The organism is Caulobacter sp. 602-2 (assembly GCF_011043625.1).
In the GTDB taxonomy this organism is placed as follows: domain Bacteria; phylum Pseudomonadota; class Alphaproteobacteria; order Caulobacterales; family Caulobacteraceae; genus Caulobacter.
Genome location: NZ_JAAKGT010000003.1, coordinates 271577 through 297865, shown reverse-complemented (window position 1 = coordinate 297865; position 26289 = coordinate 271577). Strand labels below are relative to the sequence as shown.

General features: G+C 68.8%; 23 protein-coding genes. 14 read left to right on the top strand and 9 right to left on the bottom strand.

What is annotated here, in order from left to right:
* Window positions 1–105 precede the first annotated feature (105 nt).
* Together G5B46_RS09670 and G5B46_RS09665 are read right to left on the bottom strand one after the other, a co-directional pair.
* The gene (locus tag G5B46_RS09670) at window positions 106–630 is read right to left on the bottom strand and encodes a GNAT family N-acetyltransferase (RefSeq protein WP_165258164.1); all 525 of its coding nucleotides are present in this window, start codon (window positions 628–630) and stop codon (window positions 106–108) included.
* 41 nt (window positions 631–671) lie between these two features.
* On the bottom strand, window positions 672–1919 hold the full coding sequence (locus G5B46_RS09665) for a YihY/virulence factor BrkB family protein (RefSeq protein ID WP_165258162.1): 1248 nt from the start codon (window positions 1917–1919) through the stop codon (window positions 672–674).
* Window positions 1920–2005: 86 nt separating this feature from the next.
* Here G5B46_RS09665 and G5B46_RS09660 point away from each other — a divergent pair, with 86 nt between their 5' ends.
* Window positions 2006–2770 carry an MOSC N-terminal beta barrel domain-containing protein gene (locus tag G5B46_RS09660; RefSeq protein WP_165258160.1) on the top strand — a complete coding sequence of 255 codons (765 nt, stop codon included), beginning with the start codon at window positions 2006–2008 and terminating at the stop codon, window positions 2768–2770.
* Here the strand turns inward: G5B46_RS09660 and G5B46_RS09655 are convergent.
* Window positions 2767–3057 (bottom strand): type II toxin-antitoxin system RelE/ParE family toxin, encoded by a 291-nt coding sequence (locus tag G5B46_RS09655; protein WP_165258158.1) that lies wholly within the window; start codon window positions 3055–3057, stop codon window positions 2767–2769. The genes G5B46_RS09660 and G5B46_RS09655 overlap by 4 nt on opposite strands.
* Window positions 3054–3308, bottom strand: a complete 255-nt coding sequence (locus G5B46_RS09650; protein ID WP_165258156.1) for a type II toxin-antitoxin system ParD family antitoxin — start codon at window positions 3306–3308, stop codon at window positions 3054–3056. Before G5B46_RS09650 ends, G5B46_RS09655 begins: the two co-directional genes overlap by 4 nt.
* Window positions 3309–3396: 88 nt before the next feature.
* Between G5B46_RS09650 and prmC the strand changes: the two genes are divergently transcribed.
* The 8 genes from prmC (at window position 3397) to G5B46_RS09610 (ending at window position 12268) form a co-directional block, all read left to right on the top strand.
* Entirely contained in the window at window positions 3397–4266 is an 870-nt protein-coding gene (prmC, locus tag G5B46_RS09645) for a peptide chain release factor N(5)-glutamine methyltransferase (RefSeq protein WP_165258154.1), read from the top strand.
* Between the two features lie 252 nt (window positions 4267–4518).
* The gene (locus G5B46_RS09640) at window positions 4519–5604 is read left to right on the top strand and encodes a DUF4167 domain-containing protein (RefSeq protein WP_165258152.1); all 1086 of its coding nucleotides are present in this window, start codon (window positions 4519–4521) and stop codon (window positions 5602–5604) included.
* A gap of 87 nt (window positions 5605–5691) precedes the next feature.
* On the top strand, window positions 5692–6723 hold the full coding sequence (locus tag G5B46_RS09635) for a PAS domain S-box protein (RefSeq protein WP_165258150.1): 1032 nt from the start codon (window positions 5692–5694) through the stop codon (window positions 6721–6723).
* On the top strand, window positions 6723–7061 hold the full coding sequence (locus G5B46_RS09630) for a response regulator (protein ID WP_165258148.1): 339 nt from the start codon (window positions 6723–6725) through the stop codon (window positions 7059–7061). Before G5B46_RS09635 ends, G5B46_RS09630 begins: the two co-directional genes overlap by 1 nt.
* A gap of 61 nt (window positions 7062–7122) precedes the next feature.
* Complete coding sequence (locus G5B46_RS09625) at window positions 7123–7716, top strand: DUF4893 domain-containing protein (RefSeq protein ID WP_165258146.1); 594 nt, start codon at window positions 7123–7125, stop codon at window positions 7714–7716.
* 109 nt (window positions 7717–7825) lie between these two features.
* Window positions 7826–8575, top strand: coding sequence for a M48 family metallopeptidase (locus tag G5B46_RS09620; RefSeq protein WP_165258144.1), 750 nt, complete (start codon window positions 7826–7828; stop codon window positions 8573–8575).
* A 100-nt stretch (window positions 8576–8675) separates the two neighbouring features.
* On the top strand, window positions 8676–11261 hold the full coding sequence (gene clpB, locus G5B46_RS09615) for an ATP-dependent chaperone ClpB (protein WP_165258142.1): 2586 nt from the start codon (window positions 8676–8678) through the stop codon (window positions 11259–11261).
* Window positions 11262–11719: 458 nt separating this feature from the next.
* Entirely contained in the window at window positions 11720–12268 is a 549-nt protein-coding gene (locus G5B46_RS09610) for an OmpA family protein (RefSeq protein WP_240903414.1), read from the top strand.
* A gap of 121 nt (window positions 12269–12389) precedes the next feature.
* Here the strand turns inward: G5B46_RS09610 and G5B46_RS09605 are convergent, their stop codons facing one another.
* Window positions 12390–12866 (bottom strand): tRNA (cytidine(34)-2'-O)-methyltransferase, encoded by a 477-nt coding sequence (locus tag G5B46_RS09605; protein WP_165258138.1) that lies wholly within the window; start codon window positions 12864–12866, stop codon window positions 12390–12392.
* A gap of 201 nt (window positions 12867–13067) precedes the next feature.
* On the opposite strand from G5B46_RS09605, the gene petA reads away from it, so the two are divergent.
* The 3 genes from petA to G5B46_RS09590 are packed head-to-tail and all read left to right on the top strand — an operon-like array spanning window position 13068 to window position 15798.
* Window positions 13068–13613 (top strand): ubiquinol-cytochrome c reductase iron-sulfur subunit, encoded by a 546-nt coding sequence (petA, locus tag G5B46_RS09600; RefSeq protein WP_165258136.1) that lies wholly within the window; start codon window positions 13068–13070, stop codon window positions 13611–13613.
* Between the two features lie 5 nt (window positions 13614–13618).
* Window positions 13619–14938, top strand: coding sequence for a cytochrome b N-terminal domain-containing protein (locus tag G5B46_RS09595; protein WP_165258134.1), 1320 nt, complete (start codon window positions 13619–13621; stop codon window positions 14936–14938).
* A gap of 5 nt (window positions 14939–14943) precedes the next feature.
* Window positions 14944–15798: a cytochrome c1 gene (locus G5B46_RS09590; protein WP_165258132.1), complete on the top strand. Its 855-nt coding sequence runs from the start codon at window positions 14944–14946 to the stop codon at window positions 15796–15798.
* Window positions 15799–16005: 207 nt separating this feature from the next.
* Here G5B46_RS09590 and G5B46_RS09585 read toward each other — a convergent pair whose 3' ends face one another.
* The 4 genes from G5B46_RS09585 to G5B46_RS09570 form a co-directional block, all read right to left on the bottom strand.
* Entirely contained in the window at window positions 16006–16401 is a 396-nt protein-coding gene (locus tag G5B46_RS09585; protein WP_165258130.1) for an OsmC family protein, read from the bottom strand.
* Window positions 16402–16429: 28 nt separating this feature from the next.
* Complete coding sequence (locus G5B46_RS09580; protein ID WP_165258128.1) at window positions 16430–17173, bottom strand: hypothetical protein; 744 nt, start codon at window positions 17171–17173, stop codon at window positions 16430–16432.
* Window positions 17174–17389: 216 nt separating this feature from the next.
* A complete protein-coding gene (locus G5B46_RS09575; protein ID WP_165258126.1) occupies window positions 17390–19660 on the bottom strand; it encodes a beta-glucosidase in 2271 nt (756 codons plus the stop codon).
* Window positions 19661–19718: 58 nt separating this feature from the next.
* Window positions 19719–20756, bottom strand: coding sequence for a LacI family DNA-binding transcriptional regulator (locus tag G5B46_RS09570; RefSeq protein ID WP_165258124.1), 1038 nt, complete (start codon window positions 20754–20756; stop codon window positions 19719–19721).
* 666 nt (window positions 20757–21422) lie between these two features.
* Between G5B46_RS09570 and G5B46_RS09565 the strand changes: the two genes are divergently transcribed.
* Both G5B46_RS09565 and G5B46_RS09560 read left to right on the top strand, forming a co-directional pair.
* Window positions 21423–24566, top strand: a complete 3144-nt coding sequence (locus tag G5B46_RS09565; RefSeq protein ID WP_165258122.1) for a TonB-dependent receptor — start codon at window positions 21423–21425, stop codon at window positions 24564–24566.
* Between the two features lie 166 nt (window positions 24567–24732).
* Window positions 24733–26271 (top strand): tryptophan halogenase family protein, encoded by a 1539-nt coding sequence (locus tag G5B46_RS09560; RefSeq protein ID WP_165258121.1) that lies wholly within the window; start codon window positions 24733–24735, stop codon window positions 26269–26271.
* Window positions 26272–26289 lie beyond the last annotated feature (18 nt).

The following is a 26289-nucleotide window of genomic DNA, read 5'->3' as shown; positions in this document are numbered from 1 at the left end:
GTCAAACGCCGCGAAAGCTGGTCGGCTTTCGCGGCGTTTCTGTTCGTGCAACCCCTCACCCGACCTCGCTCCGCGAGGCCACCCTCTCCCGCAAGGGGAGAGGGATCAGAGCTCCTTTTCCATCACCACGAACGCCAGATCGTCGCGCAGCGGCTTGCCGAAGCGGTCGTCGCCATGGGGGAAGGGACGGGTCTCGCCGGTGAGGGCGTAGCCGCGGCGCTCGTACCAGGCGATCAGGGTGTCGCGGATGTGGACCACGGTCATGCGCATGCGGACCGCGCCGCGCGCCTGGGCGTCGGCCTCGCCGGCCGCCAGCAGGGTGCGGCCCAGCTGGCGGTCCTGCAGGTCGGGCCGGATGGTCAGCATGCCCAGGTACCAGACCCCGGCCTCGGCCGGTTCCAGCCACACGCAGCCGAGCAGCGGGCCGTCGGCCTCGTCGCGGGCCGTCAGGATCACCGCCTGCGGAGCGGCGGCCAGGTCGGCGCGCAGGCTCGCAAGGTCGATGCGCTGGCCGTCGATATAGCCGGCCTCGGTCGTCCAGCCCGCCTGGGCCCCCTGGCCGCGATAGGCGGAATTGACCAGGGCGACGATGGCGTCGTGCTCGGACGGGGCGGCGGGGGCGAAGATCATGGCGGCGAGCTAAGCCATGCGTCGCGCGCGGCGCCAAGCGCTCAGCGCTTGGGCGGCCCCTTCCTGCCGATACGGGTGGCGGCATGGCCCCAGTAGCGGCCGCCGATCCGCTTCACCGTGCCGGCCTCGCGCTTGATCATCTCCCAGGGGTGGAAGGCCAGCCCCACCGTGTCGGCCATGGCCGCGCCGCGCGCGCCCATCGGCTTTTCCGGGCCGGTGGTGGAGTCGTGGGCGGTCTGGTGCTCGATCTCGGCGTTGAGCTCGGCCCCGACCAGCACGGTCATGATCGAGAACCACACCCAGACCATGAAGGCGATCACCGCCCCCAGCGGTCCGTAGGTGGCGTCGTAGTGGGCGATGCGGTTGACGTAGATCGAAAAGCCCAGCGAGCCCACGAGCCAGGCGGCCGCGCCGAACAGCGCCCCCAGCACCACCCAGCGCCAGCGCGGCCGGGCGCGGCAGGGGGCGAAGCGGTAGAGCATGGCGAAGGCCAGCGCCGTCACCAGCCACACCGAAAGCCAGCGCAGCGGGATCCAGAAGGCCGAGATCGCGCCCAGGCCCACGCGCTCCAGCACGATCGGGGCGGCGATCAGCACCGCGGCGATGAACACCGCATAGAGCAGGGCGCACAGGGTGAAGCCGTAGGTCAGCAGGGTCTTGCCGACGAAGTTGCGCTTCTCGTCCTCGTCATAGGCGACGTTCAGGCCGTCGAAGAGCGCCTTCATGCTGGCGTTGGCGCTCCAGATCGACAGCAGCAGGCTGACCACGAAGGCCAGGCCCAGTTTGCCGCCCTCCTGTCCGGCCAGCCGCAGCATCTGCTCGCCGACGATCTGGACGACGCTGGCGGGAAAGACGGTGGCCATCTCCTGCAGCTGCTTTTCCACCGCCGCCACGTCGGCGAACAGGCCATACAGCGAGACGAAGGCGCCGATGGCGGGGAACAGCGCCAGCAGGGTGTAGAAGGTCACGCCGCCGGCTACCGAGGGTAGCTTGTCGACGCTGATCTCGCGGGCGGTGCGCCAGAGGATGTCGCGCCAGCCCAGCAGGGGAATGCCCTGGGGATGCCGCGCGGCGCGGCCGCGCCGGGGCTCGGCCTGGTCGAACTCGTGCGGGGGCATGGTCCGGTCTTCCGACAGGCCGGGCGGCGGCGCGTGCGGTTCGACCTGGGGCTCCAGACGCTTTGGAAAGGCGAAGGGGGCGACCGCCAGCAGCAGGATCCAGGGCGCCAGATGGTAGGGCCGCGAGGCCAGCCACGACCTTACGGGGCGTCGCGGCGTGGTGTCGGTCATGAGCAGGCCTCCCTGCAGGTCAAATCCGCCAGGCGACATGGTGTTCCCGCCTTGCAAAGCGCAGCCGCCGCGATCACCTTCCGGCCATGCAAGCCCAGGTCGCCTCGCTCTACCGTCATCCCGTCAAGGGGTTCACCCCCGAGCGGCTTTCGGCCGCCACGCTCGCGGCCGGCGCCTGCTTTCCCTGCGACCGGCTGTATGCGGTCGAGGACGGCCCCAGCGGCTTCGACACGGATGCGCCCGCGCACCTGTCGAAGATGAAGTTCACGGTGCTGGCCAAGATCCCCGCCGTCGCCAGGGCGCGCACGGCCTATGACGAGGCCAGCGGCGTGCTGACCGCCTCGGCCGAGGGGCTGGCGCCGTTCGCCGGCGACCTTTCCAGCGACGATGGCCGGCGCGGCTTCGAGGCCTGGCTGGCGGCCCTGCTGGGCGACGAGGCCAAGGGGCCGTTGCGGGTGCTGGAAGGGCCGGGCGCGCACCGGTTCATGGACAGCAAGCAGGGTTTCGTCTCGATCGTGAACCTGGCCAGCGTGCGCGACCTGGCCGAAAAGATCGGCCGTCCGGTCGATCCCCTGCGTTTCCGCGCCAACCTCTATGTCGAGGGCTGGCCGGCCTGGGTCGAGAACGGCTGGACGGGCAGGACCGTGCGCGTCGGCGGGGCGACGGCGGAAGTGCTGAAACCCATCGTCCGCTGCGCGGCCACCCACGTCGACCCGGTCACCGCCGAGCGCGACATCGAGGTGGTGAAGGCCCTGTTCGACAACTACGGCCACACCTTCTGCGGCATCTATCTGAACGTCACCGAAGGCGGCGCGGTGGGGCAGGGCGATGCGGTGGCGGTGGAGGGCTAGAGATGCGAGCTCGGGTCCATCTGCTGATGCAGGATCCGGACGATGAGCGTCATCTGCGAGGCCGACCGATAGAAGATCACGTGAGATCCTACGGTATGTCGTCGATAGACAGAGATGAGACGTTCGTCCTGTCGACCGGCTGCGGGATGTGATCCGACGAGATCGAGGGCGCGCTTGATGTCGCGCAGATAGGCCGCTGCTCGGCGCGGTCCCCACTGCGCCTTGGAATAGGCGCGAATATCGTCGATGTCGCGGCGGGCCAGGAATGACAGCCGGTAGCTGCTCATTTCTCCTGCTCGGCCTCGGCTTCGAGTTCGGCGATGAAGGTGTCGAAGTCGAACGGCTCTTCCATGAACCCACTGGCCTCGCCTTCAGCCAGGGCGTTCCTGAGCGCTTCGAGCTTGGTTTCGTGCTCTTCCAGCAGCCGCAGGCCGGCGCGGATCACGTCGCTGGCCGAGCCGTAGCGACCCTGCGCGACTTGTGTTTCGATGAAGTCCTGAAAGTGAGGCCCGAGGCTTACCGAGGTGTTCTTGCTCATAGCAGGCTCCTACAAGCCACAGCATACCAATTATTGGTATCCATCTGCAATCTCGCCCTCGCCGCCGCGACGCGCTATTGGAGCCGCCATGACCCTCACCCTCGTCAAAGCCTGGAACGGCGCCAAGGAGCGCCTGAAGGAAGCCGGCATCGATCAGCCCGCCATCGACGCGCGCCTGATGCTGGAAGTCGCCGCCGGCGTCAGCCGCACCGACATCATCACCGACCCCTATCGCGAGCTGACCGCCGAGCAGGTCGCCACCCTGGACGAGTACCTGGAGCGCCGCGCCCGCCGCGAGCCGGTCAGCCACATCATCGGCCGCAAGGGCTTCTGGAAGATCCTGCTGTCGGTGACCAAGGACGTGCTGACCCCGCGTCCGGAGACCGAGGTCATCGTCGACGAGGTGCTGAAGGCCTTCCCCGAGACCATGGCCTTCAACATGCTGGACCTGGGCGTCGGCTCGGGCACCATGCTGCTGGCGATCCTGGCCGAGCGTCCGGCCGCCAAGGGCCTGGGCGTCGACATCTCCGAGGAAGCCCTGGCCGTGGCGCGCGAGAACGCCGCCAACCTGGACCTCGACGGCCGCCTGGCCCTGATGCGCGGCGACTGGACGACCGGCATGGGCGACGCCAGCTTCGACGTCGTCGTCTCCAACCCGCCCTACATCCCCACCGCCGACATCGACACCCTGCAGCCGGAAGTGCGCGACCACGAACCGCGCCTGGCCCTGGACGGCGGCGCCGACGGCCTGGACGCCTACCGCGCCCTGGCGCCGGAGATCCTGCGGGTGCTCAAGCCCGGCGGCCTGTTCTGCGTCGAGATCGGTTTCGACCAGTCGGCGGCGGTCGAGGCCCTGTTCAACGAGGCGGGCGCCCAGAACGTGCGGACGGTCAAGGATCTGTCCACCCACGACCGTGTTGTCACGGGCTTCAAAAACCCCTTGGAAACGCCGGCGTGAGGCGGTAGACGGAAAGGGTCTCCTTCCAAATCGCCGGGTGACGGGAAGAGCGGTCGTTTCGACGGCCGCTAGACACATCCGGCAGGCGCGAACGGCCGACGAGGCCGAAAGCCGCGCCCGATCCGGACGGAGACTCTACGGAAACCCAGGTCTCAAGAACATCGAAGGCGAGCCCGAGACGGGCGCACCCAGTCTCAAGAGACCGAATACCGATCGGGCTGAAGTGTCCAGATCGGACAGGTTTAGAAGAAGATGAGAGATTTCAAGGGCATGAAGCGCCAGCGTGGCCGCAACAACCGCGGGGGCGGTGGTGGCAAGCCGCAGCAGCACAACGCCAACCGGGCCTTCGATTCGAACGGTCCCGACGGCGTGAAGGTCCGCGGCGCGGCCCAGAGCGTTTACGAAAAGTACCAGCAGCTGGCCCGCGACGCCTCGTCGTCCGGCGACCGGGTGCTGGCCGAGAACTACCTGCAGCATGCCGAGCACTATTTCCGCGTCCTGCGCGCCATCCAGCCGAATCGTCCGGTCAGCGACATCATCGGCAAGGACGCCTATTCGGCCTACGAGATCGACTTCGAGGCCGAGCCGGAAGAGGCCCCCGAGGCCCCGCCGGCCGCCGAGACGCCCGTCGAGGGCGCGGAAGGCGGCGAGGGCGGCGAAGGCCAGGGCGAGCAGCGCCGCGACCGCAACCGCGACCGCTTCGAGAACCGCGACCGTGACCGCAACCGCGACCGTGATCGCGACGGTCAGCAGGGCGAAGGCCGCCGCGACCGCTGGCGCGACCGCGACGACCGCGACCGTAACCGCGACGACCGTCCCCGTGATGATCGTCCGCGCGACGACCGCCCGCGCGAAGAGCGCTTCCGCGACCGCGACGACCGTCCTCGCGACGATCGCCCCCGCGAGGAGCGCCAGCCGCGCGAGGACCGTCCGGCGGCCGAAGGCGGCGAATTCCAGGGCGAGGCCCGCGAAGGCCGCCGCTCGCGCCGTGACCGCGATCGTGACCGCAACCGCGATCGCGACCGCGGCGACCGTGATCCGCTGGCCGTGATCGAGCCGGAAGCCGCCCCGCTGGGCGGTGAGGCGCAGGCGGCCGAAAGCTCGCCGGTGCTGCGCGGCCAGGATGGCGCCGTCAGCCACGCTCCGGCGTTCCTGGGCCGCAAGTCCGAGCCCAAGCCCGCCGCCGAACCCAAGGCCGAAGCCGCTCCGGCGGCCGAGACCCCCGCCGCTCAGGCCCCCGAGGCCGCCGGCGAAGAGGTCAAGAAGCCCCGTCGTCGCCGCGCCCCGCGCAGCTTCGAAGGCGGCGATTCCCCGGCTCCCGAGTCGGAAGACGCCTGAGAACATGCGTGACGATCCGCCGCGAGGACTTGGCGGCGGATCAACCCCTAGGCTAGGCTCCTTCTGACGACCCAGGGGGAGCCGGCCATGAACGGTCGAGCAGGACAGTCGGGCGGTGCGGGCGAAGAGGCCCGCTACAGGGCCATCGTCGACACGGCGGTGGACGCCATCGTCGTCATCGACGAGCGCGGCCGCATCGAAGCCTTCAATCCCGCCGCCGAGCGCCTGTTCGGCTATGCGGCGTCCGACATGATCGGATCCAACGTCAGGGCCCTGATGCCCGAGCCGCATCACGCGGCCCACGACGGCTATCTCGACACCTACCGCCGCACGGGCGAGCGCCGGATCATCGGCATCGGCCGCGAGGTGTTCGGCCGCCGCCAGGACGGCAGCACCTTCCCCCTGGAGCTTTCGATCGCCGAATGGCGATCCGGCGACCGGCGGTTCTTCACCGGCGTGATGCGCGACGTCACCGAGCGCAAGCGGACCGAGGAACTGCAGCGGCTGCTGGTCAACGAGCTCAACCACCGGGTCAAGAACACCCTGGCCACCGTGCAGTCGGTCGCCGGCCAGACCCTGCGCAACGCCGCCGATCTGGGCGATGCGCGCGAGTCGCTGACCACCCGCCTGCTGGCCCTGGCCCGCACCCACGACATTCTCACGCGCGAAAGCTGGGACGGCGCAGACCTGCACGACATCATGGCCGGCCTCGTCGACTCCTACGGCGACGCCTCGCGCTTCGAACTGGACGGGCCGCCGGTGCGCCTGTCGCCCAAGACCGCGCTGTCGCTGTCGCTGGCCCTGCACGAACTGACCACCAACGCCGCCAAGTACGGGGCCCTGTCGCAGTCGACCGGGCAGGTGAGGGTGGGCTGGAGCCGGGAAGGCGAGGGCGACGAGGAGCGGCTGCGCCTGCGCTGGCAGGAGGCCGGCGGTCCGCCGGTGTCGCCGCCCGAGCGCCAGGGCTTCGGCAGCCGCCTGATCACCCGCGGCCTGGCGCTGGAGCTCGACGGCGAGGCGGCGCTGGACTATCCGCCCGAGGGCGTGGTCTGCACCATCGTCGCCCGCATCCGCCGCCGTCCGGCGCCCCAGCCGACGCTGGCCAGGGGAGCCGCCTGATGCGGGTGCTGATCGTCGAGGACGAGATCATGGTCGCCATGCTGGTCGAGGACCTGCTGACCGACCTGGGCTGCGACGTCACCGGCCCGGCGGTCTCGGCCGAGACGGCGGTGGAGGCGGCGCGGCGCGAGATCGTCGACTTCGCCCTGCTGGACGTGAACCTCGACGGCGGCACCTCGTTCGCGGCCGCCGACGTGCTGCGCGAGCGCGGCGTGCCCTTCGCCTTCGTCACCGGCTATGGCGACCAGGGCGTGCGGCCCGACCTGCGCGACGCCCCCATCCTCAGCAAGCCGGTCGACCCCCGGCAGCTGGCCCGCACCATCGCCGCCGCGCGCTGAGGCGAACTCTCGGGCAGCCTTGCGAGTTACCTAGGGCTCTTTCGTCGTCGCAGGAGCCGTCATGCGCGCAGCCGCCGCTCTCAGCCTGTCCTTCCTCGTCGTCACGCCCGTCCTGGCCGCCTCGGGCGACTGGCGGCGGGACGCCACGCGCGATGACGCGCGCCGGATCGAGCGGCTGGACGAGGCCTGGGACGCGGCGCTGTCCGAAGCGCGGCGGGGCGGCCATGGCCGCGACCTGCGGGCGCTGGGGCCGCTGGCCGATCCGCGCGCCGCGCTCGCCCGGCCGCAGCCGACGCCGGGCGCCTATCAGTGCCGCACGATCAAGCTGGGCAGCCAGGACGGCCGGGGCCTTCCCTATGTCGCCTACGGCTGGTTCCGCTGCCGGGTGCAGCTGACGCCGGGCGGCGACCTGCTGCTGGAGAAGACCTCCGGCTCGCAGCGGCAGGCCGGCAACCTCTATCCCGACCGCGACCGGCGGCTGGTGTTCCTGGGCGCCGTGGCCTGGGGCGACCGCGAGGGCCGGGCGGCCTACCGTCGCGACGCCGAGCGCGACCAGGCCGGCGTGTTCGAACGCATCGGCCCCAATCGCTACCGCCTGGTCATGCCCTGGCCCAAGCAGGAGTCGAAGCTGGACATCCTGGAGCTGAAGCGATGACCTTCCGTCGCCTCGACGGCTGAAAGCGCCCCCTCGGGGCTGATCCTGTTGCCAGCGGCTATCCCCGCGCCTTAAGTCGGGCCGTCGACAACAATAACGCGAGCCGCCCATGCGCCTTCGTCCGTCGCTGGTCCTGATCGCCGGCCTGATGCTCTCGGGCTGCGCCTACAACGCCGAACTCGGCCGCGACCAGTTCGCCATGGTCGACGAGGCCAGCCTGGCGCGTTCTGGCGAGGCGGCCTGGGAGCAGACGCTGCGGACCAGCAAGATCTCGAAGGACGCGCGGATGAACGCGCGGGTCACCACCGTGGGCCAGCGGATCATCGAGGCGGCGGGCCTGGCCAACCGCCCGTGGGACTACGTGGTGTTCGACAACGACACGCCCAACGCCTTCGTGCTGCCGGGCGGCCATATCGGCGTCAATTCGGGACTGGTGCGCCTGGTCGACAACGACGACCAGCTGGCCGCCGTGCTGGGCCACGAGGCCGCCCACGTGCTGGGCCGCCACGCCGCCGAGCGCTATTCGCAGCAGATGAGCACCCAGCTGGTCCTGGCCATCGCCCAGGCCGCGGCAGGCGGCGGAAGCAGCGACGGCGGCCGGGCCGTGGCCTCGCTGGGCGGCGCGGGCGCGCAGATGGGCTTCCTGCTGCCGTTCTCGCGCAAGCACGAGCTGGAGGCCGACCGCATCGGCGTCGACATCATGCAGCGCGCCGGCTTCCGGCCGCGCGAGGCGGTGGCCCTGTGGCGCAAGATGCAGGCCCAAGGCGGGGCGGGACGACCGGAGTTCGCCTCGACCCACCCTTCGGACGCCACCCGCATCCAGGCGCTGGAAAACTATCTGGCCAGCCAGGGCTGGTGAGCCTTGTGTGGCTCTGGGGCCACACTACATCCCCTGACGGACCGGGTCGTGCTCATCAGAGGCGACCCGGCCTGATCCGCCTAGTGAAGGGGACGCTGACTTGAAGATCGACATCTATTCCGACCGCGCCAAGCAGGCCGTGCAATCCGCGCAGAGCCTGGCCCTGGCCCGTGGTCACCAGCAACTTGGGCCCGAGCACCTGCTGAAGGTGTTGCTGGAAGAGAAAGACGGGCTTTCGCGCACCATCATCGCCAACGCCGGCGGCCGCCCCGACGCGGCCGACGCCGCCGTGGACGCGATCCTGGCCAAGAACCCGCGCGTCGACGGCGCCGGCGGCCAACTCTACATGAAGCCCGACACCGCCCGTGTCTTCGCGGCCGCCGAAGACGGCGCCAAGAAGGCCGGCGACGCCTTCGTCACCACCGAGCGCCTGCTGGTCGCCATCGCCAAGGACGGCGCCGAGAGCGCCAAGGCGCTGAAGGACGCCGGCGTCTCGGCCCAGAGCCTGGAAACCGCCGCCGCCGCCCTGCGCAAGGGCCGCACCGCCGACAGCGCCAACGCCGAGGAAGGCTATGACGCGCTCAAGCGCTACGCCCGCGATCTGACGGCGGCCGCCCGCGACGGCAAGATCGACCCGGTCATCGGCCGCGACGAAGAGATCCGCCGCACCATCCAGGTCCTGTCGCGCCGCACCAAGAACAACCCGGTGCTGATCGGCGAGCCGGGCGTGGGCAAGACCGCCATCGTCGAGGGCCTGGCGCAACGCATCGTCAACGGCGACGTGCCCGAGAGCCTGAAGGACAAGAAGCTGCTGTCGCTCGACATGGGCAGCCTGATCGCCGGCGCGAAGTATCGCGGCGAGTTCGAGGAGCGCCTCAAGGCCGTGCTGGCCGAGGTGACCGCGGCCGAGGGCTCGATCATCCTGTTCATCGACGAGATGCACACGCTGGTCGGCGCGGGCAAGAGCGACGGGGCGATGGACGCCTCCAACCTGCTCAAGCCCGCCCTGGCGCGCGGCGAGCTGCACTGCGTGGGCGCCACCACGCTGGACGAGTACCGCAAGCACGTCGAGAAGGACGCCGCCCTGGCGCGCCGGTTCCAGCCGGTGTTCGTGCAGGAGCCGACGGTGGAGGACACCGTCTCGATCCTGCGGGGCCTCAAGGAGAAGTACGAGGTCCACCACGGGGTGCGCATCTCGGACTCCGCCATCGTGGCCGCCGCGACGCTGTCCAACCGCTACATCGCCGACCGCTTCCTGCCCGACAAGGCTATCGACCTGGTGGACGAGGCGGCCAGCCGCGTGCGCATGGCGATCGACAGCAAGCCCGAGGAGCTCGACGAGATCGACCGCCGCCTGGTGCAGCTGAAGATCGAGCGCGAGGCGCTGTCGAAGGAAACCGACGCCGCCTCCAAGCAGCGCCTGGAGAACCTGGAGGTCGAGATCGACGACCTTCAGTTCCGCTCGGACGAGATGACCGCCCGCTGGAAGGCCGAGAAGGACAAGGTCGGCGGCGCGGCCCAGGCCCGTGAAGCCCTCGATCGCCTGCGGGCCGACCTCGCCAACGCCCAGCGCGCCGGCGACTTCGCCCGCGCCGGCCAGATCCAGTACGGCGAGATCCCGGCGCTCGAAAAGCGCCTGGCCGACGCCGAGGCCGGTGAGAACGGCGACAAGGCCCTGACGCCGGAAGTCGTCGACGCCGAGCAGATTGCCGCCGTCGTCAGCCGCTGGACCGGCGTGCCGGTCGAGAAGATGCTGGAGGGCGAGCGCGAGAAGCTGCTGCAGATGGAGGTCGCCCTGCGCTCGCGCGTGGTCGGCCAGGACGAGGCCCTCGAGGCCGTGTCCGACGCCGTCCGCCGCGCGCGCGCCGGCCTGCACGATCCCACGCGCCCGATCGGCTCGTTCCTGTTCCTGGGCCCGACGGGCGTGGGCAAGACCGAGCTGACCAAGGCCCTGGCCGAATTCATGTTCGCCGACGAGCATGCGATCACCCGCATGGACATGTCGGAGTACATGGAAAAGCACTCGGTCAGCCGCCTGATCGGCGCGCCTCCCGGCTATGTCGGCTACGACGAGGGCGGGGCGCTGACGGAAGCCGTCCGTCGCCGTCCCTACCAGGTGGTCCTGTTCGACGAGATCGAGAAGGCCCACCCGGACGTCTTCAACGTGCTGCTGCAGGTTCTGGATGACGGCCGTCTGACGGACGGGCAGGGGCGGACGGTCGATTTCCGCAACACCATCATCATCATGACCTCCAACCTCGGCGCCGAGTTCCTGGCCAACCAGGAAGACGGGGCCGACGTGGAAGAGGTTCGCCCGCTGGTCATGACCACGGTGCGCGGCCACTTCCGTCCGGAGTTCCTGAACCGGATCGACGAGATCATCCTGTTCAAGCGGCTGGACCGCTCGAACATGAGCGACATCGTCCGTATCCAGCTGGGCCGGGTGGAGAAGCTGCTGGCCGATCGTCGCATGACCCTGGCGCTGGCGCCCGAGGCCCTGCAGTGGCTGGCCGACAAGGGCTACGACCCGGTCTATGGCGCGCGTCCCTTGAAGCGCGTGATCCAGAAGGAACTGGTCGATCCGATCGCCCGCAGGCTGCTGGCCGGCGAACTGGAGGACGGCGGCGTCATCGCCGTCGGGGCCGACGATGGCGGCCTGTCCTTCGGCAGGGCGACCCTGCAGTAGGCGCCAGTCGAGTCGAAAAGAGACGCGCTCCGGATGTCCGGGGCGCGTTTTTCGTTTGCGGTGACGCGAAAGCTGCCTACATCTAGAGGGAGAGCCGGGCGTCTTTCCTGGCCGTCGGCGCCGTTTCCCGATTCCCTCGGGGACCCGCACCGAGCCCGTGTCGAGGGCTCCAGAGCCCTCCGCGCCCCTCAAAAAATCCTCTTCGAACTGAAAATAATTTACGGAACCAAATCGCGGTTCGAGCGATCGCGCGCGGTCAATAGAGTGACCAAGAGCATAGGCTGCAAGCGGCGCCAATCACGACAAGAACACGCCTATTTTTCGCCTCTGTCACCTGACGGTTTCGTAATGCGAAAGCTGAACGACCCGGATGAGTGTGTAGGTCCAAGGTCAAGCTTTCTTGGATCAATGAGGAGAAGAAGCGAACAATGATCGGCCAAGTCAAAGGCAGCTTGAAGATGGCGACGGTTGTCGCGCTGGTGGCTGGGGGCCTGGCGGTCAGCGGCTGCGCGACGAAGAAGTACGTCAACACTCAGGTCGGAGCGGTGAACACGCGGGTGGACGGCCACGACACCCAGATCGCCGAACTCGACAAGACGTCCCGCGAAGCCCTCGATCGCGCGACTGCCGCCGGCAAGCTCGCCGAAGGCAAGTTCATGTACTCGATGGTGCTCTCGGACGACTCGGTGAAGTTCCCGACCGACCAGGACGCCCTGTCCCCGGAAGCCGAACAGCGTCTGGCCGACTTCGCGGCCAAGCTGAAGGAAGAGAACAAGAACGTGTACCTGGAGATCCAGGGCTACACCGACGCCACCGGCGAGGCCGGCTACAACGAAAAGCTGGGCCAGCGCCGCGCCGACGCCGTGCGCAAGTTCCTGTCGCGTCAGGGCGTGGCCCTGAACCGCATGGCGACCATCTCGTACGGCGCGGAAGATCCCGTCGCCCCGAACGAGACCACCGAAGGCCGGGCGCAGAACCGCCGGGTCGTGATCATGGTGCTGGCCTAACCCGCAAGGGTGGGCCGCGAAGGACGCCGAGCGCGGGCGAAGACTCCACACCTTGCCCGCCAGCTCGCATCCGAGCGCCGATGGTTAAACTTGGGCGGTCCCGGAAACGGGGCCGCCTTTTTTACGTCTGCAGCGTGGTCAGGGACGGAAAGCCGCCCGTCTGGCGCAAGGCCTCCGACAGGGCCATGCCCGCGGTGACCGAGACGTTCAGCGAGCGGGCCTGCGGCCGCAGCGGGATCACCACCCGGGCGTCGACCGCGGCGTGAACCTCTTCGGGCGCGCCGCGACTCTCGTTGCCGAACAGCAGGGTGTCGCCGGGCTGGAAGGCGAAGTCGTGGAAGCTTTGCTCGCCGCGCGTGGTGAAAAGCACCAGGCGCCCGTGGGCGCGCTGCGGCGCCTTCAGGAAGGTCTCCCACGAATCGTGCCGCATGAGGTGCGCGAGCGGGCCGTAGTCGAGGGCCGCGCGCTTCAAGCTCTTGTCATCCAAGGGGAAACTGCAGGGCTCGATGACGTCGAGGCCCACGTCCAGGCAGGCCGAAAGCCGAATCGCCGCGCCCACGTTCTGGGGAATGCCGGGTTGAAAAAGCGCGAGACGCATTCTAACGAAACCAACCATGGGGCTAGTAGGGGCATTGCTGCACATCGAATAGGGCTTGCGAACTCTGTTCGCCCATCCGATAGGGAGCGTGCCCCTTGTGGCGAAGATCCGCTCGCGGGTCGAGGTAAAGATATCGCGCCGAATGGCGCATTTCCTGGTCTGGCCGTTCGCGGTCGGACGGATTTCAAAGGGTGGAACAAGGTGGCCGACACCGCCGAGGGCGCAACGAAAGGGCCTGGGTCCGATCCCAGCCGACGCGATTTCATTTACATTGCCGCGATCACCGCCGCAGCCGGCGGCGCAGCGGCGCTTGCCTGGCCGTTCATCGACCAGATGAACCCCTCGGCCGATACGCTGGCCCTGGCTTCGACCGAGTTCGACCTGACCAAGGTCGCCGACGGCCAGCAGGTGACGCTGAAGTGGCGGGGTAAGCCGCTCTTCGTGCGCAACCGCACCCCGGCCGAAATCCAGAAGGCGGTCGCCGACGACGGCGCGGCCATGAAGGATCCCCAGAAGGACGCCGACCGCGTGAAGCCGGGCAAGGCCCAATGGCTGGTGCTGATCGGCTCGTGCACTCACCTGGGCTGCGTGCCCACCTTCGGCGGCGGCGACTACGGCGGCTGGTTCTGCCCGTGCCACGGCTCGCACTACGACACGTCGGGCCGCATCCGTAAGGGTCCGGCTCCGCTGAACCTCGCGGTTCCGGAGTACGAGTTCCTGTCCGACACCAAGGTCAAGATCGGGTAAGCCAGATGAGCGGACATTCGACCTACCAGCCGAAGACCGGTATCGAGCGCTGGCTCGACGCCCGTCTCCCGATCGTGCGCCTGGGCTACGACAGCTTCGTCGACTATCCCACCCCGCGTAACCTGAACTACTGGTGGACCTTCGGCGGCATCCTGTCGCTGTGCCTGGCCAGCCAGCTGATCACCGGCATCATCCTGGTGATGCACTACACCCCCAGCGCCGACCACGCCTTCGCCAGCGTCGAGCACATCATGCGCGACGTGAACTACGGCTGGCTGATCCGCTACATGCACGCCAACGGCGCGTCGATGTTCTTCATCGCCGTCTATGTCCACATGCTGCGCGGCCTCTACTACGGCTCGTACAAGGCCCCCCGCGAGGTGCTGTGGATCCTGGGCTGCGTGATCTATCTCCTGATGATGGCCACGGCCTTCATGGGCTACGTGCTGCCCTGGGGCCAGATGAGCTTCCACGGCGCCGTCGTGATCACCAACCTGTTCGGCGCCCTGCCGATCGTCGGTCCGTCGATCACCACCTGGCTGTGGGGCGGCTTCGCCGTCGACAACGCCACGCTGAACCGCTTCTTCTCGCTGCACTACCTGCTGCCGTTCATGATCGCGGGCGTCGTGATCCTGCACATCTGGGCCCTGCACGTGGTCGGCCAGAACAACCCGACCGGCGTCGAGCCCAAGTCGAAGGCCGACACCCTGCCCTTCACGCCGTACGCGACGGTGAAGGACGGCTTTGCGATGAGCGTCTTCCTGATCCTCTTCGCGACCTTCGTCTTCTACCTGCCCAACGCCCTTGGCCACGCCGACAACTACGTCGAGGCCAACCCGCTGGTGACGCCGGCGCACATCGTGCCCGAATGGTACTTCCTGCCGTTCTACGCGATCCTGCGCGCCGTGCCGGACAAGCTGATGGGCGTGCTGGCCATGTTCGGCGCCATCGCCTGCCTGTTCGCCCTGCCGTGGCTGGACACCTCGAAGGTGCGCTCGATGCGCTACCGCCCGACCGCCAAGCTGTACTTCATCATCTTCGTGGTGGCGTGCTGCATCCTGGGTCTCTGCGGCGCCAAGCTGCCGGACGATCCGGTGCTGGGTCACTTCAAGACCTTCACCCTGGGTGACGCCGACCTGAACAGCTTCGTGTGGCTGAGCCGCTTCGCTTCGCTCTACTACTTCGCGTTCTTCCTGGTGATCCTGCCGGTGCTGGGCCTGGTCGAGAAGACCCTGCCGGTGCCGGACTCCATCGCCTCGCCCGCTCTGTCGCACCCGGCCGCCGCGCCGGAGCAAGCGACCGCCGCGCCTGAAATGAAGGGCTGATCCCGATGCTGCGCAAACTCTCCGTCATCGCAGCGGTCGCGGGTCTGATGGCGGCGGCCGCCGCCGCCCCGGCCCTGGCCGCCGGTCACCCGCTGGAACCGGAAAAGATCCACTGGTCGTTCAACGGCCCGTTCGGCAAGTTCGATCAGGCCCAGCTGCAACGCGGCTACAAGGTCTATCGCGAGGTCTGCTCGTCGTGCCACTCCATGAAGCTGGTCAGCTTCCGGAACCTCGGCGACAAGGGCGGTCCGTTCTATAACGAGAAGTACCCCAACTCGAACGACAACCCGTGGGTCAAGGCGATCGCCAAGGAGTTCGAGGTCGCCGACATCGACTCCGAGACCGGCGACGCCATCAAGCGTCCGGCCACCAGCGCCGACCGCTTCCCCTCGCCGTTCCCGAACGAGGCCGCGGCCCGCGCCAGCAACGGCGGCGCCTTCCCGCCGGACATGTCGCTGCTGGCCAAGGCCCGCACCGGCGGTCCCGACTACATCCACGCCATCGTCACGGGCTACAAGAACCCGCCGGCGGGCCTGAAGGTCGGTCCGGGCCAGCACTACAACCCGTACATGCCGGGCGACCTGGCGGCCTACTGGAGCGGCGACCACGCTCACGTTCCGCCGGGCGGCTTCATCGCCATGGCCCCGCCGCTGACCGACAACGGCGTCACCTTCGACGACGGCACCAAGGCCACGGTCGACCAGCAGGCCCGCGACGTCTCGGCCTTCCTGATGTGGGCCGCCGAGCCCAAGCTGGAAGAGCGCAAGCAGACGGGTTTCGCGGTGATGATCTACCTGATCCTCTTCGCCGGCCTGCTCTATGCGAGCTACCGCAAGGTCTGGAAGAACGAGTCGCACTGAGCGGCCTGTTCGCACCGGAAATGACGAAGGGCCCGGCGGCGACGCCGGGCCCTTTTGTTTTCCAGGATCCTCCCCCTGAAGGGGGAGGTGGCCCGGAGGGCCGGAGGGGGAAGTTCCTGATGGGGTCTATTCACCTCTAAAGGCAGCAGCCACTTCCCCCTCAGTCGCTTCGCGACAGCTCCCCCTTCAGGGGGAGCATCTCGCCGCTCACCCCTTCTCCAGCACCGTGTCGATGCCGAACCCGCTCTTCAGCGCCAGGGTCACGGGCGTGCGCTCGACCACGTCGCGCAGGCGGGCGATGGCGGCTTCGTCGAGGTCGCCGGTCGCCGAGACCTTGCGGTCGATCCTGGGCTTGTCGCCGCTGTTGTCGAGCACCAGGTCGACGGTGATGGTCACCTCGCCCCAGCCCTTGCGGTCGGCGTACATGCGCAGGGTGGTGGCCGTGCAGGCCGCCAGGCCCGCCAGCACGAAGCCGAAGGGCGGCGGCCCGGCGTCCTGGCCGCCGAGGGCGGGCGGCTCGTCGCCGACCAGCTGGTGGCCGTTGACGTCGAGCTGGATCGTGTGGCGCGGGTCGGCGGTGACGGCGTGAACGCGCGAGGCCATGGGAAACTCCGTATCGGGATGAAGTGAACTAGGGCGTCAGCCACAGGGCGTGGGCGGCCGGGTCCAGCCGCAGGCGGCCCCGGGCCAGGACCTCGACGCCCAGGGCGCCGACGACGCCGGGCGGCAGGTCGCCGGCCCTGACCGCGCGGGCGCGGGGATAGAGCCGGCCGTCGAAGGCCAGGCCCGCCACCGTGCCGGCCGGCGCCTGGCGCGGTCCGTCGGCCGGTCCCCGGGCGCGCAGGGCGCCCGCGGAGGCGGTGTCGAGGGCGAAGGGGCCCTGGACGCTCGAGAAGCCGTCGGAGGCGCTGGCGCGCACCGTCGGCACCCCGCCGACCATCTCGACCGGCAGGAAGGGTCCTGAGGGGCGGGCAAGGCCGTCGGCGGCCTCCAGTCTCAGCCGACAGGGCGAGAAGTCGATCACCACCGTATAGCGGGCCAGGATGTCGGCGCCGATGACCCCGGCGATGGGGGCCACGAAGCCGACTCCGCGATAGTCGAGGTCGGTCACCGCCACGGGCTGGGCGGGCAGGGCCTGTCCGGCGACGCGTACGGGCAGCGACAGGTCCGAGCCCTCGAAGCCGCCGGCCTGGGCCTTGGTGTCGTGCAGCAGGGTGCGCGGCGCTGACAGGTCGATGACGAAGTCGCCGGTCATGTCGCCGATCGCGGCCGGCGCGACGACGGCGCCGTTCTCGAACCAGCAGGCGGTCTCGCCGGCCCGCGCCGAAGCGGCGGTCGCGAGCGTGATGGCCAGGGCGAGAAGCGGGGCGCGCATGACGGGAGGCTAGAGCGGGCGGGGCTGGGCTGGAAAGCGGCGGATGGATGACCGAGCCATAGCCTTTCGCATCGCGCATGGCTTGAACGGAAAGAGGGCGGACGCCTGCGCGTCCGCCCCCCCTCCGGCCCTGCGGGCCACCTCCCCCAGAGGGGGAGGATCTTGGCGCCCAGATGCTCCCCCTCTGGGGGAGCTGTCGCGAAGCGACTGAGGGGGTTACTTCCGCAGCCCCACCGGCACGGTCTGGGCCTGCACCGCCGCGGTGGCGCGCGCCGAGATCGCCGCGGACGACGCCCCCAGCTGGACCTCGTAGTCGCCGGCCGCCACCTTCCAGCCGTGGGCCTTGTCGTCCCAGGTGGCCAGCAGGCGCGGGTCGACCGCCAGGGTCACGGTCTTGCTGGCGCCGGGGGCGAGCTCGACCTTCTCGAAGCCCGCCAGGCGGCGCGGAGCCTCCCAGCCGCCGGCCTTGGGCGAGACATAGACCTGCGGCACGTCCTTGCCGCCGCGCTTGCCGGTGTTGGTCACCTTGAAGGCCACCGTCAGGGCGCCGCCCTGCGTCGAGGTCGTCAGGTCCGAGTAGGCGAAGCTGGTGTAGGACAGGCCGTGGCCGAACGGGAACAGCGGCGACAGGCCCTTCTTGTCGAACCACTTGTAGCCGACGGCCGCGCCCTCGATCGAATAGTCGACGGCGAACAGGTCGTCGGGCTTCTTCGGGTCGCCGTCGAGCTTGGGCCGCGGCAGTTGGGCCTCGCTGGCCGGGAAGGTCACGGGCAGGCGGCCCGAGGCGTCCACCTCGCCGGTCAGCACGCGGGCGATGGCCTCGCCGCCGCTGGTGCCGGGGAACCAGGCCTGCAGCACCGCGCCCACGTCCTTGAGCCAGGGCATGGTCACCGGGCCGCCGGTCTCGAGCACCACGACGGTGGGCTTTCCGGCCTTGGCGGCCGCGGCGATCATGGCGTCCTGGTTCTTGGGCAGGGCCAGGGAGGCCACGTCCTCCGACTCGGTGGTCCACTGGTCGGCGAAGACGATGACGAGGTCGCTCTGCGCCGCCAGCCTGGCGACCGCGGCGGTGTCCTTGCCGTCGTTGTAGGTGAAGCTGGCCTGGGGCGCTCGGGCCTGCAGCGCCTTCAGCGGCGAGGACGGATAGTAGATCACCGGGCCGGGCCAGGTCTTGGGCTCCAGGCCCTGAACGGCGCGGCCGCCGGCCGGATAGACCTGCGAGGAGCCGCCGCCCGACAGCACGCCGACATCGGCATAGGCGCCGATGACGGCGATCTTCTGGGCCTTCAGCGCCAGGGGCAGCAGACCCTTGTCGTTCTTCAGCAGGACCATGCCTTCCTCGGCGTCGGCCTGGCTGACCTTGCCGTTGGCGGCCAGATCGATGGGGGCGATCTTCACCGGATGATCGACCGCGCCGCTGGCGAACAGCGAGCGGACGATGCGGCGGGCCATGTCGTCCAGGCGCGCCTGGCTGACCGCGCCGCTGGCCAGATCGGCCTTCAGCACGCCCGCCAGGAAGGGCTGCTTGTCGAAGGCGTCGCCGGCCGATTCCTGGTCGAGGCCGGCATTGACCGACTTGGCGCCCGAATGCACGGCGCCCCAGTCGGACATCACATAGCCCTTGTAGCCCCAGTCCTGCTTGAGCACCTTGTTCAGCAGCCAGTCGTTCTCGCAGGCGTAGTGGCCGTTGACGCGGTTGTAGGCGCACATCACCGAATGCGGGTCCGACGCCTCCATGGCGATCTGGAAGGCCAGCAGGTCGGAGGTGCGGGCGTCGGCGTCGCCGATCTTGCTGTCGACCACGAAGCGGCCGGTCTCTTGGGCGTTCAGCGCGTAGTGCTTGATGGTCGAGACGATGTGGTTGGACTGGATGCCCTTGATCTGGGCCCCGACCATCACCCCGGCCAGCAGCGGATCCTCGCCGCCATATTCGAAGTTGCGGCCGTTGCGCGGCTCGCGGACCAGGTTCACGCCGCCGGCCAGCATGACGTTGAAGCCCGAGTCGCGGGCCTCCTTGCCGATCATCGCGCCGCCCTTCTGCGCCAAGGCCGGGTTCCAGGTGGCCGTCGTGGCCATGCCGGAGGGCAGGGCGGTGCGCTCGCGGAATTCCGCCGCGCTGCCCTGGGTGGCGACGCCGACGCCGGCGTCGGTCTCGAACTGGGCGGGAATGCCCAGGCGCGGCAGGCCCGGCACGTAGCCGGCCGAGCCGGGCAGCGAGGCTTCGATGCGCGTGTACTTGGGCTTCATGTCGGCGCCGAAGTAGCCGTAGACCAGGGTCAGCTTCTCGTCCTTGGTCATGGCCTTGACGGCCAGGTCGGCGCGCGTGTCGGCGTCGAGCTTGGGATCCAGCCACGGCTGGCCGGCCGGGGCGGCGGCGGGCGCGCCGTGGCCCGCGTGGCCGGCATGGCCTTGGGCGAGAGCGGGCGCGGCGCCCAGGGTGGCGACCGTCAGGGCCAGGGCGCTGGCGCGCCAGAGACGCGAGTTCATTCTACCTCCCACTCGTATGATCTTGGCCGGGCCTTCCCGGCGTGTGTTTCCGAAGCTGTCAGCCCGACTTGCCCGGTAGCCGCTTGCGGGCCGGGCCGGTGGATTCGCGCACCACCAGGGTGTGCTGGGCCAGGAACGGACTAGGGCGGATGCCGGAGTCGCTGCTGTTCCAGGCCGCGAAGGTCTGCAGGGCGCGCAGGGCCATCGGCTCGAACGGCTGGCGGATGGTGGTCAGGGTCGGCCAGATGACCCCGGCGATGGGCGCGTCGTCGAAGCCGACAACCGACAGGTCGTCGGGAATGCGCAGGCCCCGGCGCTGGGCCTCCATGCAGGTGGCGGCGGCCATGTCGTCGTTGGCGGCGAAGATGGCGGTGGGCGGCTCGTCGATGTCGAGCAGCAGCTTGGCCGCGTCCATGCCGGTCTTGAAGGTGAACTCGCCCCCGACGATCAGCTCGGGCGCGGGGCGCGGCAGGCCGGCGGCGGCGTAGGCCTCGAAGAAGCCGTTGCGGCGGTGGGTGCTGGCGGCGTGGTCGGGGTGGCCGGCGATGTGGCCGATGCGGGTGTGGCCCAGGCTGAACAGGTGCTCGACCACCTCGCGGGCGGCGGCGCGGTCGTCCATGGCGATGGCCGGGAAGTTGGGATCGGGCGTGGTCGGCGAGATCAGCACGCAGCGCACGTCCAGTTCGCGCATCAGCGCCTTCAGCGGACCGAAGTCGCATTCGGGCGGCAGCAGGATGACTTCGCGGATGCCGCCGTCCTCGATGAAGGCGCGGATGCGCTCGTGCCAGCCGACGACGGGGCCGTCGAACAGCTCCACGGTCAGGTGGCGGCCCGTCTCCAGGCAGGCCAGCAGCAGGGCGTGGTGCGTGCGGGTGTGGTAGCCGCCGCTGGGGTCGCCCATCAGCACGCCGACGGCCGAGGCGCCCTGGGCGCGGAACTGGCGGGCCACGGCGCTGGGCTGGTAGCCGAGGGCGGCCATGGCCTCGCGGACCTTGTCGCGGGTCTTGGCGGTGACGCTGGCGTGATCGTTCATCACGCGCGAGACGGTCTTGGCCGAAACCCCCGCCCGCTTGGCCACATCGTGAATCGTCGCCATTCCGTAAGACCCGCACCCGACTAGGCCGCGAATGCGCATCCCCCGGCAGGGGCGGCTCCACGGCTCCCGAGGACCAGCCATAGCGCAGCCCAGCGGGCTTGTCATGCGGCAGGACAAATGCGGGTCAAAAAATGTCCTCGTCGAGGACATTCATGTGGTCATTTTGATTGTCTTGCGGGTCAGGCGGTCTGGGTTGGTACCGCTTCCGATTCACTTTTGGGTGGAATCTTCGCGATGGCGGCCGGCGGGGCCTGGCGCCTGAAGGTGCGAGCTTTCATCCCTGCCAGCGCTGTCTTTCGGCGTGAAGGCGTGGGCTGGTATGAAAAAATATACTTTGAAAACAATGCATAATGACGATCTGGTTGGGTGATCTCGCGATCGTGCGTCGTTGTTGCAACGCTTCGAAACCCGGTGATTTCCGGAAATGACAACGTTGACATTCTTGTTGACTTGCTCGGGACATTTGGGAATGTTGCCACCGTGACCGGCGTCTGAGAGCCGGATCGCAGCACCGTTCCGGCGCCGGGGGTCGCCGACAGGACAATCACCGGGTCACGACCGCCGAAGCAGGTTGGCGTGAAGGTCGAGGCCCGGCTCGAGACCCACCGCGGCGTCAAAAGGCGTCGCGGCCCGAACGCAAGAACAAGACATTGGGGAGCGATCGATTTGACCACACCACGTAAGAAGTCCGCCTGGACTCGCGGCTTGACCCTGGCCCTGCTGGCCGGCGCGTCGCAGGCCGTCATCACCACCAGCGCCCTGGCGCAGACCGCCGGCCAGACCGAAGAGACCGCCGTCGACGAAATCGTCGTCACCGGCGTGCGCGGCTCGCAGCTGAAGTCGGTCGACGTCAAGCGCCGCGAAGCCTCGATCGTCGACGCCATCTCGGCCGAGGACATCGGCAAGCTGCCTGACGTCACCATCGCCGACTCGCTGCAGCGCATCCCGGGCATCCAGATCCAGCGCAACGCCGGTGAAGGCGCCACCGTCAACATCCGGGGCCTGGCCCAGGTCATCACCCTGCTGAACGGCGAGCAGTATCTCAGCGCGGGCAACATGGGCTCGGCCCAGCCCAACCTGCTGGACGTGCCCTCGCAGCTGATGAACCAGGTGCTGGTCTACAAGTCGACCGACCCGAACAACGCCCTGTCGGGCATCTCGGGCACCATCGACCTGCGCACCCGCCGGCCGTTCCAGATGCAGGACGGCTTCACCTTCGCCGGCGCGGCCGAAGCCCAGCGCGGCGAACGCACCAAGGAAGACGACTACCTGGCCAACATCCTGGCCAGCTGGCGCAACGACCGCGTCGGCCTGCTGGTCTCGGCCGCGCAGAGCAAGTCGAACCTGGGCAACAACTTCTCGGGCGCGGTCTCGCTGTCGGGCAACAACGACTGGGGCGGTTCGAACCCGAACAACTTCCTGTCGCCGCACGGCTTCGAAAGCTTCAACCGCGTCGTCGAGCGCAAGCGCACCGGCGTCAACGTGTCGTTCGAGGCCAAGCTGGGCGAGGGCTTCACCCTGATCGCCGAGGGCTTCTACGCCAAGCTCGACGAGTACAACCGCGCCGCCGGCATCAACATCTCCAACCGCTGGGACGGCGGCGCCTTCGGCAACTGGACCCGTCCCACCGACTTCGAGCAGACCGGCGTCAACGCGCCGCCGCCCGGCCCGGCCCCGATCGGCGGCAACGGCCGTCCGTGGCTGGCGGTCAGCGAGTACGACATCGACGCCTGGTGGGTGAACTCGTTCACCGTCAACCGCGTCACCAAGTCCGAGAGCAAGAACTACAATCTCGAACTGAAGTACGACAACGGCGGTCCGTTCGCCTTCGAGGCGCGGGCCATCCGCGCCGACGGCGAGCGCCTGAGCATGAACGGCCAGGCCCAGGGCGACCTTAGCAACTGGCAGTACGCGCCGGACCGCTTCACGCTGTTCCGCAACGCTCAGGACCGCACGCGCGGCACCTTCTATCCGAAGGCGATCTGCGACCAGTATCCGGCCAGCCAGCGCAGCAACGCCGTCACCGGCTCGGCCGGCGGCTGCTACCTGAACCCGAACCCGCTGGGCTACGGCCAGAACCCGCAGCTGCACTATGACGTCAGCGGCAAGAGCCCGGTGTGGAGCGGCTTCGACACGCCGATCTCGGGCGGCCTGGGCGCGGGCAAGACCCTGCGCGACTACATGGCCAACAAGGACAGCTACGCGATCGGGGCCTTCTCGTCGGAAGGCAACAACGAAGTCGAGTCGGACATGAACGTGTTCCGCGCCGACGGCCACTACAAGTTCGACGACAAGTTCCTGGGCTTCATCACCAAGGTCGACGCCGGCGTTCGCCAGAGCGACCGTTCGGTCAGCGTCGAGCAGTTCCACCTGTTCTCGGGCTTCTACGGCGGCGTTCCCGGCGCGGTCCAGGCCAACGGCACGCCCGTGCCGGCCGGCGGCTGCATGGCCCAGTGGAAGGCCATCGACGTGGTCATGAACCAGAACCAGTGCCAGGCCGGCGAGTTCGTGCCCAACCCGATCACCGGCGTGCCGGAGTTCCAGGGCTACACGGTCAACCGTCCGACCAAGCTGACCACCTACAACAACGCCATCTGGGTCAACAACCTGGGCGGCGTCACCAAGGGCATGCCCGGCTTCTGGGCCATCGACCCGCGTGACTTCGACGACGTGCTGTCGTTCCAGAAGAAGGTGTTCGGCGACGCCGTCCGCGTGCAGGTGCCCGGCCAGACCTATGACGTCGACCTGAAGGAACAGAGCGCCTACGGCGCCGGTTCCTTCGAGATCGGCCAGCTGTCGGGCGACTTCGGCCTGCGCGTCATCCAGACGGAACTGCTGGTGAAGCAGAACCTGACCGGCGACGTGATGAACTACGGCGACACCAACGCCGACGCCGGCGACACGGTGACCCGCCGCAAGTACACGGACTGGCTGCCCTCGTTCAACGCCACCTACGACCTGACCGACAACGTCAAGCTGCGCTTCGCCTACTCGAAGACGATGCAGCCGCTCGATCTCGGCAGCTACGGCGGCGGCCTGTCGATCTTCACCGCCGACTGCGGCGCGACGATGCCGAACGTTCGCTGCGTGACCGGGGCCAGCGCCTCGGGCAACCCGAACCTGGATCCGTGGCGTTCGCAGAACTACGACGGCGCCATCGAGTACTACTTCGGCCGGGCCTCGATGATTAACCTGTCGGCCTTCCTGCTGAAGATCGACAGCTTCGTCACCGGCGGCACCATCAAGGGCAGCTTCCCCGACCAGGACGGCGTGATCCGCCGCGAAGTCGACGTGTCGCTGCCGCTGCAGGGCAAGGGCGGCGAGGTCAAGGGTCTGGAAGTGGGGGCCAAGATCGCCTTCACCGACATCATCCCCGACGTGCCGGTGCTGAAGAACTTCGGTGTCGACACCAACTACACCTACTCGCCCAGCAAGGAGGATCGTCTGGACCTGTCGGGCAACCGCCTGCCGTTCTTCGACAACTCCAAGCACCAGTTCAACCTGGTCGGCTGGTACCAGGACGACAAGCTGCAGGCGCGGGTGGCCTACAACTACCGCACCGATCGCCTGTCCGGGACCATGGGCGGCGGCGGCCAGCGGGTGATCCCGATCTACCAGGGCTCGACCGGCTATGTGGACGTCAACGTCAGCTACGACGTGCGCGAGAACGTGACGGTCTACTTCAACGGCTCGAACGTCACCGGCGAGATCGAGGACTACTACCTGCGTTTCGCCAAGGGCAAGGAACAGTACTCGTCGCAGAACGAGTTCGAGCCCCGCTACACGATCGGTCTCCGCGCCAAGTGGTGATCTGAAGCCTTCCTCCCTGCGCCCGTCGTGGCGGCCCTTCGGGGTCGTCACGGCGGCTCTTTTTGTTTGGGGAGGGTGCTATCCAACGGCGCTTTCGGGCGCCAGGTTTCGGTTCGGGCCGTCGGCGCCTGGGGGCGTCGATTTTCCGGTTCGGGGAGGACCGGCCATGAGCGAAGACGTTCGGAACGGACGCATCCGCAGCATCGTCATCGTCGGCGGCGGCACCGCCGGCTGGATGGCGGCCGCGAGCCTGCGCCGCCACTTCGGCAAGGCGCCGATCGACATCACCCTGGTCGAGAGTTCCGAGATCGGCACGATCGGGGTGGGCGAGGCGACCATCCCCACCATCCGCAATTTCTACCAGTCGCTGGGTCTGGACGACCTGGAGGTGCTGCGCGCCACGCAAGGCACCTGCAAGCTGGGCATCCGCTTCAAGGACTGGATGGCGCCGGGTTCGGCCTTCATTCACCCCTTCAGCCTGTACGGCCAGGACCTGAACGGCGTGCCCTTCCAGCACTACTGGCTGAAGGCCCGCAGCGTCGCCGACGTCGGCGAGATGGGCGAGTACTCGCTGGGCGCCAGCCTGGCGGCGGCGGGCAATTTCACCGTGCCGGCGGCCAATCCGCCGTCGAGCCTGTCGGTGTTCGACTGGGCCCTGCACTTCGACGCGGCCCTGTTCGCCCAGCTGATGCGCCGCGTGGCCGAGGCCAACGGCGTGCGCCGCATCGACGCCAAGGTCGTGAAGGTCAACCTGCGTCCCGAGGACGGCTTCGTCGCCTCGCTGGACCTGCACACTGGCCAAGTGGTCGAGGGCGACCTCTTCATCGACTGCTCGGGCTTCCGCGGCCTGCTGATCGAGGAGGCGCTGGGAACCGGCTACGAGGACTGGTCGCAGTGGCTGTTCTGCGACCGGGCGCTCGCCGTGCAGAGCCAGCCGCCTGAAGGCGCTCAGCCGCCGCCCTATACCGACGTCACCGCCCACACCGCCGGCTGGCGCTGGCGCATCCCGCTGCAGCACCGCTACGGCAACGGCTACGTCTATTCCAGCCGCCACATCGACGACGAGGCGGCGAAGGCCGAACTGGTCGCCGCGGTGCCCGACCGCCTGCTGCACGAGCCGCGCCTGATCCGCTTCACGCCGGGCCGCCGCAAGAAGGTGTGGAACCGCAACGTCGTGGCCCTGGGTCTGGCGTCGGGCTTCCTCGAGCCGCTGGAAAGCACCTCGATCGCCCTGATCGAGACCGGCATCGAGAAGCTCAAGGCCCTGTTCCCCGACCGCGGCTTCGATCCGGCCGTGGTCGACGAGTTCAACGACTGGTCCCGGCGCGAGATGGAGCGGGTGCGCGACTTCGTGGTGCTGCACTACAAGGCCGCCCAGCGGGGCGACACGCCGTTCTGGCGCACGACCCGCGACGCCGACATTCCCGAGACCCTGGCCCGCAAGGTCGAACTGTTCCGCTCGCGCGGGCATATCGCCCGCTATCGCTGGGAAATGTTCCAGCCGCCCAGCTGGCTGGCGATCTTCGCCGGCTTCGACATCCTGCCGGACGGCTGGGATCCGGCCCTGGACGGGATCGACGGAGCGGCCCTGGCCGCCAGCCTGAACCAGATGCGGGCGGGCGTGGCGCGGGCGGTGGCCCAGGCCCCGACCCACGGCGACTTCCTGCGCCGCTATGTCGGCGCGGCGCCGGCGGCGGCCGAATAGACAACAACGACAAGAGAA